Here is a 16,694-nt window from a genome sequence, read left to right as displayed (position 1 = left end):
ACAATGAGTATTTGAAACCTAGGCGAGACTTTACAATATATTTTATTTTTAGTCTTTTGACATCTTTTTATCACTGTGCCTTTAGCAGTTTTGTATGGCATTGAAAAACTGTTATCGTTTGTCAGCAGTATCTTTACAAAAAATATTGTTTTCAGTTCTAATTCAACTGCAAGCAATGTCCACCCATCAACATTTTTTCTGTTTTTCTTTTTTATTTCAATTTTAATGTTTGCAGTCATTTTCGTTGGTATTTATTTAAGAACAATGGTAAATCAAAGTCAGAGCAATTTCATTAGAATGAAATTTGCTCTAAAAAACACTTTTGTTTTCTATTTACTAATTATCGCAATCCCTTTTATCTTGTTTTTCGCATTTTATTTATTCTCTAGTCTTTTGGACACGATTAATGGGGATGTTTTTACAGGAGGAAATAAACTATTTTCTCACATGTTCTATGAATCACTTAAACCACCACAAACACCAATGCATGAATGACTAAAAGGATCAAATGATGGTGAATTCAGGGTCCCTGATTTTGATCTCTGAAAAGCAACCAAGTGAAGTAACTTGTCTATTGTTATGGTTGGAGTATTATCGTATGTAGTAAGCTTTTTCTTGATTAAGTTAGTAGTTTACATAATGAGACTACAACTTAAAATATCTTACTTTGCAATGACTAGCCCGATGATGATTGTCTGAGTGACTAATAATGAACCTTCCAAAATTAATTACTTTAAAGAAAGAATTATTTCGTACTCGATCAAATTATTTTTGATTTTAGTTCTTTTAAAATTTACATCTTTAATTAATTCAATTCTATTTGCTGAAGTTGATAAATGAACTTCCATGTTATCACAGCGAATTACTATTAAAGGTTTATTACTTGTTGCTTATCTGATGTCAATTACTAAATTTTCTGAATCGCTCGTTAAAAAATTCAAATACAGAAACATGTTTAAAACTAGTTCGTGAAACTTAAAAACTAAATACATCGAACACTATAAAAATTATTATGCAAAGGAAATTAGATAATGCTCGTACCTAAAGTATCCAAAAAAATAGATCTAAAGATACATAAAAATATTCATCTTTTTGATCTGCTTTATATGATTCTAACTTTGTTATTATCTTTCTTTATATTCTGATATATACCTGATTTAAATAACATTGTTAAAATTGCATTAACTCTAGTTTTAGCTTTACCACTTTGATCGTTAATAATCAGAAGTAAAAAACATAAATGTAAACTTTATGTTTTACTTTGAAGAATGTTTAACTTTCAAACTGCAATTAAAAAATACGACAAAGAAAAAGATAACCTTGAATTAGATAAAAAATATTCTATTGAAAAGGATACTGTCTATTTTAAACAATTCAAATTTTCAAAAAATTATATAAAAATTTTTGAAGTAAACGGATTTGAATTGGAAGGTTATTCTGAAAGTGAAAGGGATAAAAAATTAATTAGTTTTAAAAAAGTTATTGAAGAAAATTTTAAAACAGTAACAATTATTAAACTAAGAGAAAATGAAATTTTAGAAGAAAATAATTTATTTTTTAAAAAAATAATTGCTCCTCAAAATAAGCAATTATTAAGTTCTTATAAACAAGATTTTCAGGAATTATTAAAAGGTAAAAATAAGATTAATAAATATTATATTGTTATCTCAAATCCTGAATTAGCTGAACTAAATTTTGACATTAAAAAATTAGAAAGTAATTTTAATATTTTAAATTTTAAAAGTCGTTTATTAAATGTTTCAGAAACTTTAAACTTATTATTAAAAGTAAATTTAAATATTAATGAAGGTTTAAAAAATGATGATAGTGATGAAAAAAATATACTATCAAATTTCAATAAAATTGTTTCTAAATTAAAAGTCAAATATTCAAGTTCGCAAATAAATTTAAAGAACCAATTTATGAAGATTCAAAAAATTGAATCTCTTCCTTTTGAATTAAATCACGGCTGAGCAAAAAAGATTTTTTCTTTAGATTGTGATGTCGTTTGACATTTAAATAGATTAGGGGAAGAAGATTCAGCAACGCTAATTAATAGGTCGTTGAATAACACAAAAGTAAATTTAACAAACTCTAAAGTGCAAACAGAAATTGATTATGAAAAATATAAAATCGAAGTTTTGGAAAAGTTATCAAAACGCATAATTAGTTCAAATGAAAATTTATATTCATCTTCAATTTTCCTGATTAATAAGAATTTTAATCAGAATGATCTGAAACAAAAAAGCCGAGAAATACGGACAAAACTGCACACTTTAGGTATTGATGTTTGAGATGGAGACTTTCTCCAAAAAGAATTATTTTCATCAGTTTTCTTTCATTCTGTTTTAAATATAAAAACAAATAATTTATATTTACCTAGTTCTACAACAGCAGAATCATGACCATTTTATACAAGTAATTTTAATGATGGAAATCTTTTATATTTAGGTAAAAGTATGATTGGTGAAAATGTTGTATTTGATAAATTTAATTTATCAAATGGAAGAAAAAATAGTAACTCAATTATTTTTGGAACTAGTGGAAGTGGCAAAAGTACATTTGCTAAAAAAGTGATTTCTTATAACTTATCCATAAATAATAAAGTAATAATAATTGACCCAGAAAATGAATATAAGGAATTTACAAAGGCACATAACGGTTCAAGATTGAACTTATATGCAGATGAAAATATTTCATTTAATCCTTTAGAATTAAGAAATTTTTCTGATGATTATCAAAAAGATTTTGCTATTCATATTGACTGATTAAAAAAATGATTTATAACTTTGTATCCTTCAATTGATGACTATGAATTATTCTTTTTATTAAAGATTTTAAAGAAAATTTATTTAGATTATGAAGATAAAATTATTAGTGAAAGAGAGTTTCCTTTAATCGATAATTTAATCACATATATTGATGAAGAAGATGACAAATTATTAATCAGTAAAATGCTTAAAAATGATTTTCAAAATCATGGTAAGTATCAAAAACTTTATAATCAAAAATCATCTGTTACATTTGACAAAAATCTAACAACTATAAATGTAAAAAATATTTATGAAGCAAATGACAAAAACATTTTATTAAATAGTTTTTTTACTATTTTAAATTATGTGCAAAGTGAAATAAATAGTCAAAGAGATAAAAATAATAATTTAATTGTTTTTATTGATGAAGCACATTTATTAGTTGATGAATCCAATTTAATTGTTCTTGACTTTCTATTTAAGATGTCAAAGACAATTAGAAAATATAAGGGTTCATTAATGTTAGCAACACAAAATCCTTCAGATTTTATTTTATCAAATGAAGCTGCAAGAAAATCAAAAGCAATAATTTCTAATACACAATTTAGTTTCTTTTTTAATTTAAAAAGCATGGATATAGAAATTATTGATGACTTTTATAAATATAGTGGAGGTTTATCAGAAGATGAAAAACTATTTTTATTAAAAGCTGCAAAAGGTGAAATTATTTTTGGATTTAATCCACATGAAAGGAGAAAACTACTTGTAAATTATAATGAAACTGAAAAGAAATATTGTTTTTAGTATCCTAGGTTTAGTTAGTATTGGTTTAATATCAACAGTTTCAATTAGTGCAAAACCACCAACAATAAAAAAGGATCTGTTTGATCCATTTGCTGACTATATTCCTGCATCCACTCAATTCTATAACAAAACCCATCAATTTGTGGATACTAAGAAAATTGAAGAGGAATTTGTTGCAACACTTTATACAAAAGAGAAAAACTACACTGTAATAGTTTATTCTGACATAGGACCTGAATCGTATGAGATAGGTGAAATTAGAGATGACCAAACATCTATTGAAATTGAAGTCATACCAGCAAAAAGAACTATTAATAAAATTGAAATCTATAGAGGACGCCTTTATACAGCTGGAATATTTCTTACTAAACCTTTTGCATCAAATGATGAAGAATTAGCTCAAAAAAGGTTTAAAGAAGTTAAAAGAGACTACAAATACACTGTTGATGATGCTAGAATTGATTATATTAAGATAAAGATGGACATTCAAAAATATAGTTACCAAGATTATTGAACAACTTCTAAATTAACGATTTATCAAGATATCAAAATTTCCTTCAAACCTTTACTAAGTGAAAGTGTAAGAGATGCACTTGTGAATCTGATCGATACTTTTAGAAACAGAATCGCACTTGGAGTTGAACCTTCTGATGCAAGCATCTATTTAAAATCAAGGTCAGGAAACAAATATAAGAAATTACAAGAATATTTCCAAAAAATGCTATCTGGTTTGAAAGACAGAAGTAAATTTGCAATAAATTATGAAATAGTTCAAGAAAGTTCAAGCACATCTAAAGTAAATGTAAAAATAGGATTTACAGAAAACAAGATAAGTGACTATGTAACTATTCAAAATTTTTATGTAGATTGAAGTTACGGATTTTTAGAAAATAAATTAGAAATTGAAAAAAATCTAATTGTTCATTATAAAAAAAGTAACTGAGACTCAAAATTATATAAAAATGAGATTGCAGAAAAGATAAAAAACAAGGATGGTATAGAAGAATGGTACTCATATCAGTACCCTAAGATAACTTTTTCTTCGAATGAGAATAAACATGATGTTCTTTACATAGATGACCAAAAAATCAGCGTATTAAACAGCGTGTTTGAATATGACATTGAAGAAAATCTAGGTGACCATGAACAAGTTGACTTAAAGATCTCATCTGAAAAATTTCCTGATGCTCGGCAAATTATTTTCAAAAAATATCCCTCTACAGGATATTTCAGATATAAGTGATTCGGCTGAAATCCTTCAATTAATGAAGATCAAAATTTATTAATTACACCATATATTGGACCACAGCAAAATATTGTTAATAAAGCATATAATCCAAATATTAAACCAAATACAGGTTTAGAATCATCATTATATTGAATAACAGACGATATTTTTTCACATAACAGTAACATAATTGACCAAACCTATAAAAACTTAAAAAATGGCGGTTTTGTAGAAGTAGTTCATAGTCGTAAAGGTATAGTAATTAATTCAGATGTTAAATATAAATATTTGAAACATAAAATCTATGAAGAAAAAAATAACTGAACATTTATTGAACACGAAAAAATTAAAGGCGAAAACAATAACTACATATCATCAGAAAAAACACACCTTTTTAATTTAGGAGTCGATGATAAACAAGTTCAAAAATATACGATGATACATATTGGAAATGACAAATCCTTTGAAAAATTGATTCGTTCTAAAAAATTTATACCGATTGATTTTTCTATATACGGAAAAATTTTGAAAGATTATTTAGTTAATAAAAAGTCGTTGAAAATCGATTCACTTAATGAATTAAGTTATGAAGATTTAATGTCCTATTGAACAAAATATGTTACAGATTTTGATCCTAAAAATAATGTTTCTGTAATCAATGGCTCAAAAAGTAGCTCCACTTCAAAAAATATAAACCCAGACAAAGGTGGATTTCTACCAAATAATTATAAAGCACCTCTTAGCTTTAATGATTTACGAGAAATAGAAAACAAACTAAGAGAAAACTCAAGTAATCCAAATGATCCTACAAGAGGTATTGGACATACAGATGCAATTAATAGATTATTAGAAAAAAATCCAGGTGATACATCTGGTTATATTGATAGCGAATATGCAGAAGAAATAATTAGACAAGTTGAAAATGATTCTAAAGTTCTTAAGTTTTTAAAGAAAAAACTAGAAGAAAATAACTTAATAAGTACTGATGAAGCAATTAGAACAATTTGAGAAAAAATTAATCACATAAACTTTTATATAAGTGATACTTATGAACCTTTTGTTATTGAAAAGAAATTTCCATACAAAGAAATCTTTGATATGGATGAAGATGTTTTTTCTAACTATTTTAGAATAAAAGGAAACAACTTAAACTCAGCACCTTTTTCAATTGTATTTGAAAACGAATATGAAAAAGAAAGAAGAACAAATCAAAAATTTAAAAGTGATTTATTTGTCTCTGAACTATCAAATAAAATTAGAGCTAATAGTAAATTAGAAAAATTTGATGAATTCATTAGTGAAGAAAAATTAGAAATAAAATATTGATATTTTATTTCTAATAAAAAGATTTATGTTCTTGTATGACAAAAAAGTTTAACTAATTTTAAAGTAAAAAATGGTGAAGAATTCATTTTCTTAGAAAGAGATTATATTGATAATTTACCAGTTTCCATTGATAATACAACACTTTATAATATTCAAATACCCGATTTAAATTTAAATGGTATAAACACTATAGATGGTATTAAAGATGAGATTGATAAACATATAAAAGAAAATATTGAAAAAGATTTATGACAATATTTTGATTATAAAATTGATGGTGACATTAATGATATTGTAAATTTCGAATTGGAAAATGGAAATAATAAATATTTAAATGTTAAGGTCTTTTCAAAAGATAAACAGCAATACTTTTATGCAAGCTTTTATCTATACAATTTTGTATTCAAAAAAGTTAATTTAGAATACAAAGATCTTGAAAAATTAGATATTGAAAATATAGATACAAATGCTCTAAATAATGTTGAATTAAAAAATCAAATTTGAACCAAAATCACAGACAGGTTGTCAAATTTGAACATTATTTTAGGTACAGATATTGAAATAGAAAACTTTGAAAATTTAAAAACTAATGAAAATGTAGAAGGAGTTTTTGAGTTTAAAATCAAGCTAATTCCTAAGCAAAAATTTTTCATAAATAGTAAAGAAATTTTAGTTAAAAATACTATTTCAAAAGATCAAAACTATCAATTTGATTTATCATCTTTAGCTTTATCAGAGATAAAAATCAATGCAACAACTAGTCATGATGCTGTTAAGCAGATAGTTACAAATTTACAAACAGAACTTGATAAATATAAGCTTGTAAACGGAAAAGATGTTTATCTTGAAGATGTCAATAATTCAGAATATATTGGATTTCTTCTGGGTGTAAACACAACAGATACAAGCATATATTTAAAATTGGTTTCTAAGTCAAGAAACATTTTAAATGATAAATTTATCAAAATAACTAACGAAGCAGTTATTACATCAAGTTCAAATAAAACAGTCGAAATTGTTTCTAATGAAGAATTAAATGAAATGATTTCAAAAACAAAAGATGGTTCACTTGCTGAACCAAAAACTCAAGAAGATGCTACTTCAAAATTATATTGAATAATTCCGATAACAATTTTATCAATCATTTCAATAGTAATAATTTCAAAAGTAGTTCACAACAGATTAAAAAGAAAGGCAGTCTAACATGGCTCCATTATTAACCCCACTTAAAATTAAAAGTTACTTCAAATTCAAAGAAAATCAACAAACTGATCAAATCATTATTATTAGTGAAGATGAAAAAAGTTATTTCTTTAATGAATTATTTACAGATCAATCACTAGGAAATTATTCCTTAAAAACTCAGAAACAAAATTATTATATCGATAGATATATTAGTTATGAAATTGAAAAAATTCATCTAGATAATTTAATTCTAAATGAAATTGTCGAAGGTGATTTTTTCGAAGAAAGAATTAAAATAAAACTTCTTCATATGATTTATGAATCTCTAGAAAAAAATATGGATGATCATACAATTGTTTTTCTTAGACCCAGAAAAATAGTTGAAGAAGCAAAAACTGAGCAATTATAGTTTTTGCTCTTTAGGGCAATAATAAGAACTGCGACCATTAAGTGAAAATTTCTTAATGATTGTATGACATCTGCGACACTCTTTTTTATCTCTTAGATGTACTTGTAAAAAGTTTTGATAACTTCCTTCTTGTTTATTTAATGATGAATATGAATCAATTGTTGAACCCCCTAATTTTGTCGATTCATCCATAATTTGGGCAGCAAATTTTAAAATATCTTTAACGTTTTTTAAAGATATTTCACTAGCTAGTTTGCTAGGATGAATTTTGCAGGCTCAAAGCACTTCATTAGCATAAATATTTCCTAAACCAGCAATTTTGCTTTGGTCTAATAAAAAAGTTTTAATAGCTTTTGACGATTTTTTAGTCAATTTAAAAAAATCATTTGGTTCTATTTCTTGAGGCTCTTTAGCAATTATTGATAATGGTTTTGTGCTTAGTAAATTAAGTTTATTTCTAATATGAAAAGTTCCAAACGCTCGATAATCCTTGTATTGAAGTTGAGAACCATCACTAAAATATCAAATGATATGAATGTGTTGTTCTAGAAAATCAGGAGGTGTATTTCAAAATAAATATTGACCTGTCATTCTTAAATGACTTAGCATATAAGTATCATCTGTTAGTTCAAAAACTAAAAATTTAGAAACATTAGAAACACTTTTGATTCGCTTACCAATCAAACTACTTTTAAATTCTTCTTCATTGATTTCTTGAATCAGTTTTGGCTTTCAAACTTTGATGTCAACTATTGTTTTGTTTGTAACTGCTTCATTTAATTTGAAGGCGTTAACTCTTACTTCTGGCAATTCAGGCATTCTTAAATTTTAAAGTAATTTTGCTAAAATTTAAATTAATATGAAAATTGCTGTCATTGCTGAATATAACCCTTTTCATTATGGACATATCAGACAACTGAATTGATTAAAAACTAATTATCCTGATTCTGAGATAGTAATTTTTCTTAGTGACTATTTTACGCAAAGAGGAACAATCAATATTCTTGATTTTGAAATTAGAAAAAAATTTTCTCTGCAATATGGAGCAGATCAAATTATTAGGTTAACTGATGAAGAAGTAGTTCAGGGTGCACCTTTTTTTGCAAGCAAAATAATTTCTAGATTTAGAGAAAATAATATAACCCATATCAGTTTTGGTTCTGAATTAGGAAGTTATGAAGAATTAAAAAAACTTTCTGATATTTTAAAAGAACAAATTGATGAAGGTGATTATAAAAATTATTTTTCTTTGCTTAAGGAAAATAAAAATATTTCAATCAAGTCAAATGACATCTTAGCAATTTCTTATATTCAAGCAATTGAAAAATTAAATCTAAACATTTCTTATTTAATTTTAAAAAGAAATGTTGATTATAATTCTGAAGAAACTATCGATAATATTACTAGTGCAACGAATATTAGAAAAATGTTTTTAGAAAATAAAAACATCGAAAAATATACACCAGCTTTTAAGCATGTAAAAAATGAAACAGAACTAATGCAAAATTGATATTTTATCTTTCAATCTCTATTTCTGAATAATTTAAAATATAGTTATTTTTATATTAAAAAAATCAATTTAGAACTATATAATTTATTTAAAAAACATATTTATGCAAAATCTTACAATGAGTTTGTAAAGGCATGTACTTCAAAATATACGCCTGCATCTTTTGTCAGAAGAGCAATGGTAAATTTTTATTTAGAAATCAAAAAAGGGAAAGGTATTGATTATTAATCAAGAGTATGAGTAGTGTTAAAAAAGAAATAAAAAAACCTTCAAATAAAAAGACAAACAATCTTGAATCTTTACTAAAAGAAAATCAGAGTTTGAAAGCTGAAAATCAATTAATCAAAAATGGCTTAAACACTTTAAGACAAAAAGTTTTAAATCAAGAAAACAACCAAGCCAATTTAACTAATGACTTTAATTATATTTATAACAAATTTAGAATTTTTAGTAATGTCAATCAGGAAATTTTGGATGAATATGAACGCCTAATGAATCCTGATAAAGAACCAGTTAAAAAAGAACCTAGTCAACTAGAGATTTTAAAAACTGATCTTACTCCAGTTTTAAATGCAGGTAACAATGTTAAAATTAATAATTCCTTTTTTGATTTTAAAAATAAAATCATCAACACTGCAGAAATTAATTTAAATAATTTAATCGACCAAGATGATGAAGACCGTGATTATGCTTCAATTATTAGTATCACTCACTTCTTCGTAAAAGACCCTATTTTAGGCAAATATAAATGGGTTTCAAAATTCTTTGATCCTGAAATAGAATCAAATCATAATTTTAATAACATGAGTTTTCAAGAATATGAAGCTAATTTCTTTACACTTGAAAGACTAAATTTTATTAATAATGTTTCGGATGAAATTAATTCATATATTTCATATGACATTCTTTCTACAGCTGAATCTTTTAATAAGTTTGTTAAAAAAATGATTAAGATGGCTGGTATTTTAGAAAAGTTTTTCAGCACTGAATATTACAACAAAAAAGAAAATTCTTTAGTTGAACAAATTAAAGGTTATTTATATGTTTTGAAAATGTCTTTAAATAGTCAGATTTCAAAAGTAATTAAAAATGACTTATATTTTTCCCGTGTTTCAAGAGCTTCACAAATTATTGAAGGTTTAATTAGATCAACTGCTTTATTGATTCATGAAAATCATTCAAGCGAAGTAACTAAAATTAAAACACGTTCATTAAACGACTTATTAATAAGCCGTAAACCTGATATTTGATTAAGTATTTTTTCAGATGATATCAGATTAATACTTAAAAATTTCCTAGTTAAGAATCACTATCAATTCGATGATTCTCGTGCACTAAGAAATGAATTTGCTCATAACACAAGTTGAGCAAATGCACAAATTGCAACTAATCCTATGAAACCAATAATTCAAATTTTTGGAATTTTCTTATTCGTTTTTAATCACTTATTTATCAATAAAAAACTACTTAACTTTATTCATACTGAAAATACTAAAGAGCTAATTTTAAATGAAATAAAAAATAAAAAACAGTAAGTTTTTTATTCATTGTTTAGTTTGATTTTCTAGATATTTTTAAGTACTTAAATAAAGGTTTTAAATATAAATATCCTGATATATAAGACATAATTAGAGCAACAAAAGTTGGTATATTTATTAGTGCTACAAATGCCATAATAGTAATATTTGGGTCTATTAATAAATCATTACCATAAAAAGGAATTGCAATTGCAAATAAAATAATAATTGCAAGTGTTTGAAAAACTGTTTTTAATTTACCTCAAATTGATGCAGCTACTTCTACACCTTTAGAAGCCATTAAATTTCTTGCACCATCAACTACGATATCTCGCAAAATAAATAAAACTACAACTCATGCAAAAGTTAAATTTGTAATAGCTAAAAAGATCAATGTTGTATTGATCATTATTTTGTCAGCAATTGGATCAAAAAGTTTTCCAAAAGTGGATACGTTTTTGTATTTACGTGCTAAATACCCATCGAAAAAATCAGTGATCATTGCTATTATAAAAATTATAAAGTTGACTGACCAAATTGATTTTAAATCAATTATTAAACTGCCAGGATAATTAATTCGATAAGCAATTAAAGAAAATAAAATAATGTAAGGTATAACAATTAACAATCTGAAAATTGTTAAATAGTTAGGTAGATTTTTATTTGCTATCAGCATAAAGAAGCTTTGTTTTTTCACTATATTGTTCAACAAGATCTTTTAAATCAACTGTACCTAAAATACTTTCATTTTGATCTTTAAATCATTTAATAGTTTCAGGTATCTTTTTATTTCACATATTACTTTTGTAACCCATTAAAGTATTTAATTCGCTTACAAATCTGCGATATTTTTTATCAGGTAAAAAGAACATTTTAAAGATTTTTGTATCAGTTAAATTATCAAGATATTTGTCACTTCTTGTGACAATCATGCTCATTTTTAAATTAGTTTGATTTTTAAAAAATTTATCCATGATTACATCATTTTCATTAATTAATGAATTAATTTCAATAATGTATTGGAAGTATTTTTTATTAATTTCGTGTTCCAGTTCATTAGTTTTCTTTTTAATTTTGCGCTTACGTAATTCTTTTTTAATAAAGTTGTAAGCAACAAAAGCAAAAATTAAAAATAAAATAATCCCTACTAAGATATATAAGACGGCGTTATCCATATTCAACTCCTTTGTTTACTCGGTTTATATATTTTACACAAAAAAATTAAAAAAATAAAAAGCACCGAAGTGCTTTACATCTATAAGCCGCTTTCTGTTCAACCTTATAAAGGTTGCGTCAATTATTTATCTAACATGCAATTTTACAAATTGCATATTCCGATAACATATTCAGTTATATGTTTTCGATTCCCCTACCATAATTTGGGTTTCTAGCTCGTGGAGTTTACCGCGTTTCATATTTCTCGTCTCTGTGGCACTAGTCATCTAAGTCAGGGTTTATTAGACCCTGCACGAACACTACAAGCATCGCAGCTTGTGCTAGAGCGGACTTTCCTCTAGAATTACTAGCAATTGACCGATGCTTTAACATTATACATAAACTAATCAAGTGAAAGAAAATTATGAGAAAAATTTATAAGGCAATAATTGCCTCAATAATTTTGGTTGCAATTTCAGCAACCGTTGGTGTTTATTTTTTTAAAGACCAAATTTTTCCAGTTGTACAAAAAGAAACACCAGTTGAAAAAGATAAAGTTGTTGTAACTTTTATAGGTAACGTAGAAAAACCTGGAAAATATATTTTTGATAAATCAACTAGTTTAAGAAAAGCACTTAGCACTGTGAAAATTAAGGCTAATAGTGCCATGAAAGGCTTAGATTTAGACCAATTATTAACTGATGGTAAAAGTTATACCATCTTAAAAAATCTTAAAGAAAATAACCACTTTTCCGACATCACAGAAGTTTCATTAAAAAAACTAGGTCTAAGAAGTAACCAGATTACAGAGCTACTAAAATACAAAAATAGTAAAACTACATATACATGAGAAGAAGTTGAAAACCTTCCTGGCATTGGTGCAAAATCACTTGAAAAAATCAAGGAGATCTACGTAATTTAGTTTTTGTTTTCGTTGCTCTGATATTACCAATTTTATTTTCTTTATTTGAACTATTTTTAAAAATAGGTTTTCTAGTTATTGTAATTAATTTATTTTTTATCTTAATTACTTTTAGGAAAAAGCATCTTTTGTATGTTTTTATTTTTTCACTAATCATTTGTTTTCTAATTTTTATGATTTTAAAAATTATAATAGATAATGTTGAAAAAAATTTAAACAGTGAATTTAAGGTAGTTAGAAAATTTAAAAATTCCTACATTCTTCAAAAAGGAATTTATAAATATTTTTTAAAATCTAATCTTGATTTAGAAGAATATGATATTTTAAAAATTAGTGGCAATTTACAATTAATTAATATTGATGATTACAATTTTAGTAATTTTTTAAAATCAGAAAACGTATTTTACGAAATTAAAAACTTTGAGTTAAATAAGATTTCAGATTCATTTTCTTTTAAAAGTGAACTAAAAAAATACTTTGCGAATGGCTCTGATATATACCAAAAATATATGTCTCTTTTTTATCTGGGAAAAGTAAATAATTTAAATGAATTTGAATATCAGCAATTTCAAAATCTACAACTTTTGCATTTAGTTATAATTTCAGGATTTCATTTATCAATTGTAAAATTTGTCTATTTTAAGATTTTTAAATTGTTCAAGATGAAACAAAAATATATTGATTTATCTTTTATTTTTATAGTGATATTTTTATTAATATTTTTTGAATTTCATATTTCAATTTTTAGATATGCAACAGTTTATTTATTAAGCATAATTTTTAGATATTTATTTTCTAAAAAAATAAATCATTATTTTCTGATTTTAATTTCATTAAATTTATTTTTAATTTTAAATCCGTTTTATTTAATTAGAGATGCTTTAATTTTTAGCTATGGTTTGTCTTTTTATATTTCATTTTTAAATAAATTAAATTACAAAAATAAAATTATTAAGTTTTTAATAATGAGCATAACTACATATTTTATGGCTGTTCCTTTAATAGTTTTAATTACAAATAAATTTATTATCTTTGCTTACTTTTTCACTTTATTAGCAACACCTATAATTGGAGTGATTTATATTTTTTCAGCAATCTTTTTTTACTTAAAGGATTTTCTATCTTTTATATTTGAAATGTTTGATTGGCTAATAAATAGGTTTATTGAGATCAATTTCTACATTGAAATAAGTAATGTTTACAAGTGATTTTACTTGCCTTATTACATAATTTTCTCACTTTCAACAATTTTAATAATTAAAAACATCAAACCAAAAATTAAGCACGCAAAACTTGCTTAATTTTTTAATACTTTGGGCAACAAAATGATTTGAAAAATTTCCCTTTATGTATAATAAGAACATGATTATCTTTACGGGGGAAGATGAGTTTCTAGTTAATGAAAAAGTTAATAAGTTACTTACTGAAAAATATAACCAATATAACTTAACAGTTCATTCACTTGATATTGATCTTGATTATTTATTTAATGAAATAACACAGTCAGACTTGTTTTCTGAAAAAAAGATTTTTTGATTAAAGTCACCTACTTTTTTACAGTCTAAAATTATTAAAGATTCTGATTATTCAAAACTTTTAACAATCATAAAATACAAACAATACCCATTAATTATTTCTGCACCTTTTATAACATCAGAAAATAAGTTACATGCTTATTTAAAAAAGAATTTCAAGGTTGAAAACATTAAGAAACTAGAAGGCTTTGAATTAAATAAATATATTTATGATTATGCAAAAGCAAATGGTATAGATTTAGATCATAAAATGATTAATCATATAGTTACAGTTTTACCTAATGAAATGCAAATTATTGTTAATGAAATTTCTAAACTTAGATTCATAAATAAAAAAATTACTTATGAAATGGTTGATGACTTTTTTTCATCATATGCGAAAGACCCAGGTTTTAGCTTTGTAAATTCATTATCAACTAATGACAAAAAGGAAATTTTTTCTACTTTTAAAAAAGAACTAACTTACAATAGTGAAGCAGTTGAACTTGTAGGTAAAATTTCAAATATTTTAATAACTTCTATAGAATTAGATAATGCGATTTTAAGTGAGGGCAGTTTTTCTAAAGCTGTCGCTTCATTAAAATTAAATGAATATCGCGGAAAAAAAATCTATGAGTTTTTAAAATTCAGAGGTAGAAAAAAAATCGAATCTTTAATTAAAGAATTAGATAAAGTTGACTTCCAAATTAAAAACACAAAAATTGCTCCTGAGATAATTTTAGAAGCATTTGTATTAAAAATTTTTAAGGATGAACATGAGTAAAATTTGATATGAAATTAAGCAGAATGTTTTTGCTTCAGAAAGTAAAGATAAATCTGGATCTTATAAAGGTATAATTAAAATTGTAAAATATTTTGAATCACTACAAATTAAGAATTTAATACTAGAAAATCCTTTATTAAATTATTCAGATCCTAATTTATCTTTCATAAAAGATAATGAAGTTAAGCACGGAACAATTGGTGATTTAAAAGAACTGTTAACCATTTTAAGAACTAAAAAAATTAAACCATTAGTAAAAATTGATTTGCAAAGAATTAAAGAAATAAGCAACTATCTTGATAATTATAATAATTATTTAGAAATGAAAAGCAGAGCAATTCAGAGAAAAGAAAACTGAGTTGATTTTTTAAATAACATGCAAAAAGAAGAAAAAGAATATCAAACAGAATCTTTTTTTATTAAGACACAAACTATTGATTTTGAATCTTCTTGGTCTGCAAATGAGACAATTAAAAAGTTTAAAAAAATTGTAAACTTTTTCTATAATGCAGGTTTTAGGGGCATTATCATTCATAATTTTGAATATTTATATAGTCGTGAAAGAGATAAAATTCTTAATGACAAAACAACTAATCAATTAAAAGCAATCTATTCAAATATAAAAACTGAAATGAAAGATTTCACTGTTGTTTGAGAAAGTGAAATTTTAAATTGAAATTATTTAAACCTAAAAAAATTAAATCATGAAGAATTTTTTGACTATTTAATCGATACATCTTTTGCTTCTTTAAATAAAAATTACAAATATGGTTATCCAATTTATCATGAAATAAATTACAAAAAATTTGCTTCTTATTTTGGTGCTGCACTGAATTCAGAAAAAAATATTGTTGCTCTTCAATCTCCATGAGTAAGCAGAATAACTTCACTTTGAGGAAATGAAAATTCTTTTTTTAATGAGTCAGTTAGATCTTTATTAATTTTAAATTTAATTAATAATAGAGATAAGAAAATTTATTTTGGACAAGAAATTGGACTACTAAATATGAAGGAAGAATTCGTTAATAAAATTAACGATTTTGAACTAAATGAAATCAAACATAAATTATTAAATAATGGAATTGAACTTGATGAGTTTTTCAATTCATTTAATAAATTTTATACTGAAAATTTAAACTACGAAATGATTTGAAATAAGGATCAAAATAAAAATACTAATTTAAAAAACATTGAAAAGATAAATGTTAAATCACAATGAGAAGATGAAAATTCAAACTTGAATTTTTTCAAAAAATTAGTAAGTTTAAATGAAAATAAATCCTACCAAGATTTAATTCAAAATTCACAATATTCTTTTTCAATTAAAAGTAAAAATATTTTTTTAGTTAATATTTTAATTAAGACACCTTTTTTCAAATTAAGAATTATTTCTAATTTAGAACATTCATTTCAAAATGTTAAATTGAAAAAGACAAGCAAGATTTTAGTCTCTAGTTATACTAGAAAAAAATATCACGAGGTTCCTAAAAAATTAGAACCTTTTGAAACTCTAGTTTTAATTGAAAAAATCAACAATTCAGAAGCTGACTTTGTAAATACAATTTATAATACAGTTTTAAAATAGGA

Annotated in this window: 13 protein-coding genes and 1 other RNA gene; 10 read left to right on the top strand and 4 right to left on the bottom strand. The window is 24.3% G+C overall.

What is annotated here, in order from left to right; all coding sequences use genetic code 4:
* Positions 1-3: 3 nt before the first annotated feature.
* From CJF60_RS00325 to CJF60_RS00310, 4 genes are read left to right on the top strand one after another with little or no spacing between them, the layout of a single operon-like run.
* Complete coding sequence (locus CJF60_RS00325; RefSeq protein ID WP_084232070.1) at positions 4-1,032, top strand: Mbov_0396 family ICE element transmembrane protein; 1,029 nt, start codon at positions 4-6, stop codon at positions 1,030-1,032.
* Positions 1,032-3,557 carry an Mbov_0397 family ICE element conjugal transfer ATPase gene (locus CJF60_RS00320; protein ID WP_084232069.1) on the top strand — a complete coding sequence of 842 codons (2,526 nt, stop codon included), beginning with the start codon at positions 1,032-1,034 and terminating at the stop codon, positions 3,555-3,557. The genes CJF60_RS00325 and CJF60_RS00320 overlap by 1 nt, the downstream gene beginning before the upstream one ends.
* Positions 3,529-7,314 (top strand): hypothetical protein, encoded by a 3,786-nt coding sequence (locus CJF60_RS00315; protein WP_084232068.1) that lies wholly within the window; start codon positions 3,529-3,531, stop codon positions 7,312-7,314. Before CJF60_RS00320 ends, CJF60_RS00315 begins: the two co-directional genes overlap by 29 nt.
* 1 nt (position 7,315) lies before the next feature.
* On the top strand, positions 7,316-7,705 hold the full coding sequence (locus tag CJF60_RS00310) for a hypothetical protein (RefSeq protein WP_084232067.1): 390 nt from the start codon (positions 7,316-7,318) through the stop codon (positions 7,703-7,705).
* On the opposite strand, the gene mutM is transcribed toward CJF60_RS00310, so the two are convergent.
* Positions 7,700-8,524 (bottom strand): DNA-formamidopyrimidine glycosylase, encoded by an 825-nt coding sequence (gene mutM, locus CJF60_RS00305; RefSeq protein WP_084232066.1) that lies wholly within the window; start codon positions 8,522-8,524, stop codon positions 7,700-7,702. The two genes, CJF60_RS00310 and mutM, sit on opposite strands and share 6 nt — an antisense overlap.
* Positions 8,525-8,564: 40 nt before the next feature.
* On the opposite strand from mutM, the gene CJF60_RS00300 reads away from it, so the two are divergent.
* Positions 8,565-9,443 carry a nucleotidyltransferase family protein gene (locus CJF60_RS00300; RefSeq protein WP_084232065.1) on the top strand — a complete coding sequence of 293 codons (879 nt, stop codon included), beginning with the start codon at positions 8,565-8,567 and terminating at the stop codon, positions 9,441-9,443.
* Between the two features lie 8 nt (positions 9,444-9,451).
* Positions 9,452-10,750: a hypothetical protein gene (locus CJF60_RS00295; protein ID WP_084232064.1), complete on the top strand. Its 1,299-nt coding sequence runs from the start codon at positions 9,452-9,454 to the stop codon at positions 10,748-10,750.
* A 16-nt stretch (positions 10,751-10,766) separates the two neighbouring features.
* On the opposite strand, the gene pgsA is transcribed toward CJF60_RS00295, so the two are convergent.
* From pgsA to rnpB, 3 genes are all read right to left on the bottom strand, one after another.
* Positions 10,767-11,408: a CDP-diacylglycerol--glycerol-3-phosphate 3-phosphatidyltransferase gene (gene pgsA / locus CJF60_RS00290; protein ID WP_084232063.1), complete on the bottom strand. Its 642-nt coding sequence runs from the start codon at positions 11,406-11,408 to the stop codon at positions 10,767-10,769.
* Complete coding sequence (locus tag CJF60_RS00285; RefSeq protein WP_084232062.1) at positions 11,392-11,907, bottom strand: MHJ_0274 family protein; 516 nt, start codon at positions 11,905-11,907, stop codon at positions 11,392-11,394. The genes pgsA and CJF60_RS00285 overlap by 17 nt, the downstream gene beginning before the upstream one ends.
* 78 nt (positions 11,908-11,985) lie before the next feature.
* Positions 11,986-12,273, bottom strand: an RNA gene (rnpB, locus tag CJF60_RS00280) — RNase P RNA component class B.
* A gap of 38 nt (positions 12,274-12,311) precedes the next feature.
* Here rnpB and CJF60_RS00275 point away from each other — a divergent pair.
* Genes CJF60_RS00275 through CJF60_RS00260 form a run of 4 tightly spaced genes read left to right on the top strand, consistent with a single transcriptional unit; the run spans position 12,312 to position 16,692 of the window.
* Complete coding sequence (locus CJF60_RS00275) at positions 12,312-12,809, top strand: MAG0490 family ComEA-like DNA-binding protein (RefSeq protein ID WP_084232061.1); 498 nt, start codon at positions 12,312-12,314, stop codon at positions 12,807-12,809.
* Entirely contained in the window at positions 12,734-14,110 is a 1,377-nt protein-coding gene (locus tag CJF60_RS05440) for an MAG0480 family ComEC-like protein (protein WP_084232060.1), read from the top strand. Before CJF60_RS00275 ends, CJF60_RS05440 begins: the two co-directional genes overlap by 76 nt.
* Positions 14,111-14,156: 46 nt before the next feature.
* A complete protein-coding gene (gene holA, locus CJF60_RS00265; protein ID WP_084232059.1) occupies positions 14,157-15,107 on the top strand; it encodes a DNA polymerase III subunit delta in 951 nt (316 codons plus the stop codon).
* Positions 15,100-16,692, top strand: coding sequence for a hypothetical protein (locus CJF60_RS00260; RefSeq protein ID WP_084232058.1), 1,593 nt, complete (start codon positions 15,100-15,102; stop codon positions 16,690-16,692). Before holA ends, CJF60_RS00260 begins: the two co-directional genes overlap by 8 nt.
* Positions 16,693-16,694 lie beyond the last annotated feature (2 nt).

The sequence above is a fragment of the Mycoplasmopsis agassizii genome, from assembly GCF_002272945.1.
Classification (GTDB): Bacteria; Bacillota_I; Bacilli_A; order Mycoplasmatales; family Metamycoplasmataceae; genus Mycoplasmopsis_B; species Mycoplasmopsis_B agassizii.
The sequence above is the reverse complement of the archived record's forward strand: the minus strand, read 5'-3'. Positions and strand labels throughout refer to the sequence as shown.